4 protein-coding genes are annotated in these 6000 nt (G+C 65.0%); 1 reads left to right on the forward strand and 3 read right to left on the reverse strand.

Translation table 11 applies throughout. The features are described from left to right. Positions 1–223: 223 nt before the first annotated feature. Positions 224–1864: a peptide ABC transporter substrate-binding protein gene (locus AC1DEY_RS19980; protein ID WP_476869490.1), complete on the reverse strand. Its 1641-nt coding sequence runs from the start codon at positions 1862–1864 to the stop codon at positions 224–226. A 410-nt stretch (positions 1865–2274) separates the two neighbouring features. After that, the gene (locus tag AC1DEY_RS19985) at positions 2275–4101 is read right to left on the reverse strand and encodes an ABC transporter ATP-binding protein (RefSeq protein WP_476869491.1); all 1827 of its coding nucleotides are present in this window, start codon (positions 4099–4101) and stop codon (positions 2275–2277) included. A 77-nt stretch (positions 4102–4178) separates the two neighbouring features. On the opposite strand from AC1DEY_RS19985, the gene AC1DEY_RS19990 reads away from it, so the two are divergent. Continuing rightward, complete coding sequence (locus AC1DEY_RS19990) at positions 4179–4808, forward strand: PH domain-containing protein (RefSeq protein ID WP_476869492.1); 630 nt, start codon at positions 4179–4181, stop codon at positions 4806–4808. A gap of 25 nt (positions 4809–4833) precedes the next feature. On the opposite strand, the gene AC1DEY_RS19995 is transcribed toward AC1DEY_RS19990, so the two are convergent. Then, complete coding sequence (locus AC1DEY_RS19995) at positions 4834–5967, reverse strand: ABC transporter permease (protein ID WP_476869493.1); 1134 nt, start codon at positions 5965–5967, stop codon at positions 4834–4836. Positions 5968–6000 lie beyond the last annotated feature (33 nt).

Below are 6000 nucleotides of genomic sequence, written 5' to 3' on the forward strand. Positions count from 1 at the left end.
CAGCGAGTCACACCCTCGTTGGCAGGCATCCTGTCCAGGGATGCGGCGGAGTTGTTCATCAAAGAACCTTTTCACTATGGATGCAGGCCGGCGCCGGTTCACTCACGGCGGCAGGGCTGCGAAAAGTTCGCCCGAAGTGCCGGGCATAAAGAAAATAAATTGAAGGGAAAACACGACGACGGCGGAGGCCCCAGTAAGGGCGGCCCCCGCCGTCGCTTAGTTGTTACTTACCGGTGACGTTGTAGTACAGCGGGACGCCGTCCCAGCCGTAGTCAACGTTGGTGACCTTGTCGCTCCAGCCGCCCTGGGCAACCTGGTACCACAGGGGGATGGCCGGCAGGTCCTGGAGAAGGATCTCCTGGGCCTTGTTCATGGCCTTGTTGCCGTCGCTGACCGAGGAGGCGTTCAGGCCGTCGGAGATGGCCTTGTCGAACGTCGGGTTGGCGTAGTTAGCGTCGTTGGAGCCGGCACCGGTCTTGTAGATCGGGCCGAGGAAGTTGTACAGCGACGGGTAGTCTGCCTGCCAGCCGGCGCGGATGGAGCCGGTGAGGGTCTTGGCGGTAGCGTCGTTGCGGGCTTCCTTGAAGGTGGCGTACGGCTTGCCTTCAACCTTGATGCCGAGCGTGTTCTTGAGCTGGTTGACCACTGCTTCAACCCAGGCCTTGTGTCCGCCCTTGTCGGCGTTGTAGGCGATGGTGAAGGTCTCGTTGGCGTCCCACTTCTGGATCGCGTCGGCCTTGGTCCAGGCTTCCTTGGCCTTGGTGGCGTCAAACTTGAGGTTATCGGCACCGGCGAYCGMGTCGCTGTAGCCGTCAAGCACGGGAGCCGTGAAGTCCTTGGCRGGCTGGCGTGCACCGTTGAAGATCACCTTGGTGATCTCATCGCGGTTGATGGCCATGGAGATGGCCTGGCGACGGAGCTTGCCGGCCTCGCCGCTCCACTCCGGCAGGTATTCCGGGATGGCGATGGTCTGGTTGCCTGCGTACGGCTTGTTGATGGTGCGGTCGCCGAGGTCAGACTTGAAGTTCTTCAGAGCGCTGGTCGGAATCGTCTGCAGGATGTCCAGGTTGTTGGACATCAGGTCCTGGTACGCCGAGTCGTCGTTCTGGTAGATCTTGAAGGTCACGCCGGCGTTCTTGGCCTTGCGCGGGCCGTTGTAGTCCGGGTTCGGAACGAGCTGGATCTGCACGTTGTGCTGCCAGCCGCCGTCCGCAAGCTTGTACGGGCCGTTGCCGACCGGCTTCTCGCCGAAGCCCTTCGGGTCCTTCAGCGCGCCGGAGGGAACCGGAACAAACGCGGTGTATCCCAGGCGAAGCGGCCAGTCAGATTCCGGCTGCTTCAGTTCGACGGTGAACGTCTGGTCGTCAACGACCTTCAGGCCGGACATGGTGTCGACGGTGGAGCCTTCTGCGCTGGCTTCGTCGTAGCCCTTGATGCTTTCGAAGAAGCCTCCGCTGAGCTGAGCGTTCTTGGCTGCTGCACCGAAGTTCCAGGAATCGACGAAGGTCTTGGCCGTGATGGCCTCGCCGTTCGTGAACTTCTGGTCCTTCTTGACCTTGATGGTGAAGTGCTGGCCGTCCTTGCCCTCGATGGACTCGGCGAGTTCGTTGACCGGCTTGCCGCTGGGGTCGTAGCTGACCAGGCCCGCGAAGATCATGTCGATGACCTTGCCGCCACCGACCTCGTTGGTGTCGGCCGGCATGAGGGGACGCTGGGGTTCGGAGCCATCGGCGAGGATCACTTTGGTGGTGTCTCCGCCGGTACTGCCGCTACCGGTTGCGGAGCCGCTGGCACCGCATCCGGTCAGGGCGAGGGCGGCGATAGCCACCATGCCCAGTGCTTTGGAAGTGCGCGAAAAACGCATTCCGCCTCCTATGAGTTGTGGGAGTTCGTGAGGGAAAAACTTATGCTTCCCCGTAAGCAGGCACAGGGGTATCCCCTGTGACGTGCTTCATATGGAAGTAGCCTAGCCCTTAACTGTCCAAATGTTGGAACTCCGTTGCCAAACCGTGACTCGACAATTTCATGACGGTTAACGTCAAGCGCGACGTATTTCAAGTCACACGCTACCGGCTGGTAGTATACGCCCGCGTGTGATCCCGGTTACCCTCAATTAACTGGAATTTGTGCCCGGAATGGGCCGGGGGCCCTGCGGGGGACCGCCGGCGGAGCCCGCCGGCAGTACCTCCGCAGGACCCCCGAAGGACCCGCTTTAAACCCTCTCAGTGGGCTCCCGGTCAGCAAGCCCCGTCAGCAAACCCGCCGCAGGCTCCGTCAGCTGGCGCCGGAAAGCAGTTGTGCGCGCAGTTCGCGGCGCTCCCGCTGCTTGTCCGGGTCCGGCAGCGGAACTGCCGCCAGGAGCCGCTGGGTGTAGGGCTCCTGCGGGTTGCGGAGGATCTGGTCCCGGGTCCCCTGTTCCACGATCCTGCCGCGCTGCATGACGCAGATCCTGTCCGCGAGCACGTCCACCACCGCGAGGTCGTGGGTGACGAACAGGCAGGCGAACCCCAGTTCCTTCTGCAGGTTCTGGAAGAGATCGAGCACCCTGGCCTGAACCGAGACATCCAGGGCAGAGGTGGGTTCGTCGGCGACCATCAGCTTCGGCTTGAGCGAGAGGGCGCGTGCGATCCCCACGCGCTGCTTCTGCCCGCCGGAGAGCTCGTGCGGGTAGCGGTTGCGGTAGTCCCGCGGGAGCTCCACCTGGTCCAGGAGTGCCTCGATCCGGTGCTGCAGTTCCGCGCCCTTCGCGACTCCGGACAGGAACATCGGCTCCCCGATGCTTTCCCCGATGGGCAGCCTCGGGTTCAGGGAGGACGACGGGTCCTGGAACACCATGCCGACGTGCCGGCGCATTTCCTGGAGCTGGCGGCCGTTCTTCTTGGCGGCGGAAATGTCCTGCCCCACGACCTTCATGGTGCCTGCTGCCACCGGGAGCAGGCCGACGGCGGCCCGGCCGATCGTGGTCTTGCCCGAACCCGACTCGCCGACAAGGCCTACCACCTGTCCGGGGTAGATGACCAGGTTGGCACCTTCCACGGCACGGAAGGCCGGCACCCGGCCCTGCTTCGGGTACTCGATGGCGACGTCGGTGAGCTCCAGGACCGGTTCGCCCTTCGSCTTGGCCGCCTCGGCCAAGGCCAGTGCGGCGGCGTTCGCCCGCTCCCGCCGGATCAGCTCGTCTTCCGGGATGGAGAGGATCTCGGCGTGGGTCGCGGCGGCGAGGGCGGCTGTGACGTCCACGTCCGCCACGGAATCCGAGCCGCCCTGGCCCAGGTGAGGGACCGCGGCCAGCAAGGCCTGGGTGTATTCGTGCTGCGGGTTGTGGAAGATCTGCGCTGCCGTCCCTGTTTCCACGATGAGGCCCTTGCGCATGACGGCGATCCGGTCGGCGAGGTCCGCCACCACCCCCATGTCGTGGGTGATGAGCACAATGGCGCTGTCCAGTTTGTTCCGCAGGTTGCGCATGAGGTCAAGGATCTCGGCCTGGACAGTCACGTCCAGGGCCGTGGTGGGCTCATCGGCAATGAGCAGCTTGGGGTCACAGGAGAGCGACTGGGCGATCATGGCGCGCTGGCGCTGGCCGCCGGAAAGCTGGTGCGGGTAGGACCGGAAGGCCTTTTCCGGATCGGGCAGTTCCACAAGTTCGAGCATGCGCAGGGCACGGAGTCGGGCTTCGTCCGGCGAAACCTCGTTGTGCAGGCGCACAGTTTCCACGATCTGGGCCCCGACGGTGTAGACCGGGTTCAGGGCCGTCATCGGCTCCTGGAAGATCACTGCAACGTCCTTGCCGCGCACGGCACGGATATTGGCCGCGTTGCTCCCCAAAAGTTCCCGGCCGGCGAGCTTGACACTTCCCGTCACACGGCTGTTACTGGGCAGCAGGCCCAGCAGCGCCATGGAACTGGCGCTTTTTCCGGACCCGGACTCCCCCACGATGGCGAGGACTTCACCGGCCCGGACCTCGTAGTTGAGTCCGATCGCGGCCGGAACCCATTTTTTGTCCACGCCGAAATCCACGCTGAGGTCCCGGACCTCCAGGACGGCGTCGCCTTTGCCGGGCGCGGGTGCTGCCGGCGGATCGAGGGTGATGAAGTCAGTCATGATGGGCTATCCTTCCGCCGGGCCGCCGGTGCACCGGGGATTAGTGCTGCGGCTCGGAATACTGAATTATTGGGGGCATGAGCTCTGCGCCGCATGCCGGAAATGTTGAAGTCTTCAAAGCACGCACGAACAAATGGTTCGCGTGGCTGTCCTGGGCGGTGGCCGGGTTCGGCGTCGTGGCWACGGTCGTCATGGCAGGTCCGGGGGCGCTGGCGGGCATCGCCCCGCTGGCCTTTGTTGCCTTCATGGGCTGGCTGCTGTTCTGGATGCCGTCCGTGGTGGTCCACGACGCCGGGGTCACCCTGGAAAATCCGTTCCGCTCGATCGAGGTCCCGTGGGCCGCGCTGGTGCACGTCGATACGCGCTTCGCGCTGACCCTGGTCACGGCCGGGAAGAGCTACACGTCCTGGGCAGCACCCGCCCCGGGCATCTGGGGCGGGCGCCACGCCCGCCCGGAAGATCTCCGCGGCCTGCCGGCCACCACGTACGGTCCCGGCAAGTCGGTCCGTCCCGGCGACCTGAAGACCACGGACTCCGGCCAGGCCGCCATGCTGGTGCGGGCCCGATGGCATGATCTGGTGGAGGGCGGGAAGCTCRACGACGGCGACGCCGCCAGCGCCGCCGTGACAGTCACGRTCCGCTGGGTGGCGATCGGCGCCGTCGTACTGCTCCTCGCGGCCAGCTACCTGGCGGTGACCGCCAGGTAGCGTGGTCCTGCACGGGGCCKGCATCTTAGAGGCCCTTTGATCCATCAGCCGGAGGCCCKGGCCGGAATCCCTCGGACCTGCTTTCCTCGGCTTCAGTTCCGTCGAGGTCCGTGAGGGCGCCTGCCTGCACCGCGGGGGCTGCCACGGCCTTGGCCTTTTTGGCGTTGAACTTCTTCTGCCGCGGGTCAAAGGCGTCCCGCAGGCCGTCGCCGATGAAGTTGATGCTGAGGCAGATGAGCACGATGAACAGGCCCGGGTACCAGAAGAGCCAGGGCCGGGTAGAGAAGGCCTGCTGGTTCTGGGAGATGAGCAGGCCCAGTGAGGTGTCCGGGGCATGGACGCCGACGCCGAGGTAGCTCAGCGCCGTTTCGGTGAGGATCGCGGCGGACATCGTCAGGGTCACGTTCACGATCAGCACTCCGACGGCGTTGGGCAGGATGTGCTTGAAGATGATCCTGGCGTTGCTGGCGCCCGAAATCCGGGCCGCATCCACGAACTCGCGTTCGCGCAGTGAAAGGAATTCGCCGCGCATCAGGCGGGCGAGGGCAACCCAGCTGATCAAGCCCAGGAAGATACCGAGGGCCAGGACGCCGTTGGTGCTGGCAAAGGAGGCGAACCAGCTCCCCTGGTCCCGGCGGCCCGCGAGCTGCGCCATGACGGCGGCCAGCAACAGTGCGGGAATGATGATGATGACGTCGGTCAGGCGCATCAGGATGGCTTCGGCCCAGCCCCGGAAGTAGCCGGAGATGGCCCCGACTACCACGCCGATCAGGCCGGCGAGGAGGCCGATCACGAGCATGATGGTGATGGACTGCTGCGCGCCGCGCATGGTCATGGCGAAGAGGTCACGGCCGATCCGGTCCTGGCCGAACGGGTGTTCGCCCCAGGCCAACGGCCACAGTGAGGAGGTGGGTGCGCCGTCGTTGACCAGGGGGGAGACCTGCTCGTGCGTGTACTTCCACCAGCCCGGGATACCCAGGAAGCCCACCGAGGTGAAGGCCAGGATGAAAATGAAGGAGAACACCACGAGGCCGATGATGGCGCCGGAGTGTCCGAGGAACCGCTTTCGGACGATCTGGCCCTGGCTGAGGCCCTTGGCCTCGAGGACCGGTTCAATGCCGGCCGCGGGCGATGTCCGCGAGGCTGCATCTTCGGCCATGATGACTTCCTGCTGACTTGGCTGGCTCATGAT

The sequence above is a fragment of the Arthrobacter sp. 05T47 genome (genome assembly GCF_056395825.1).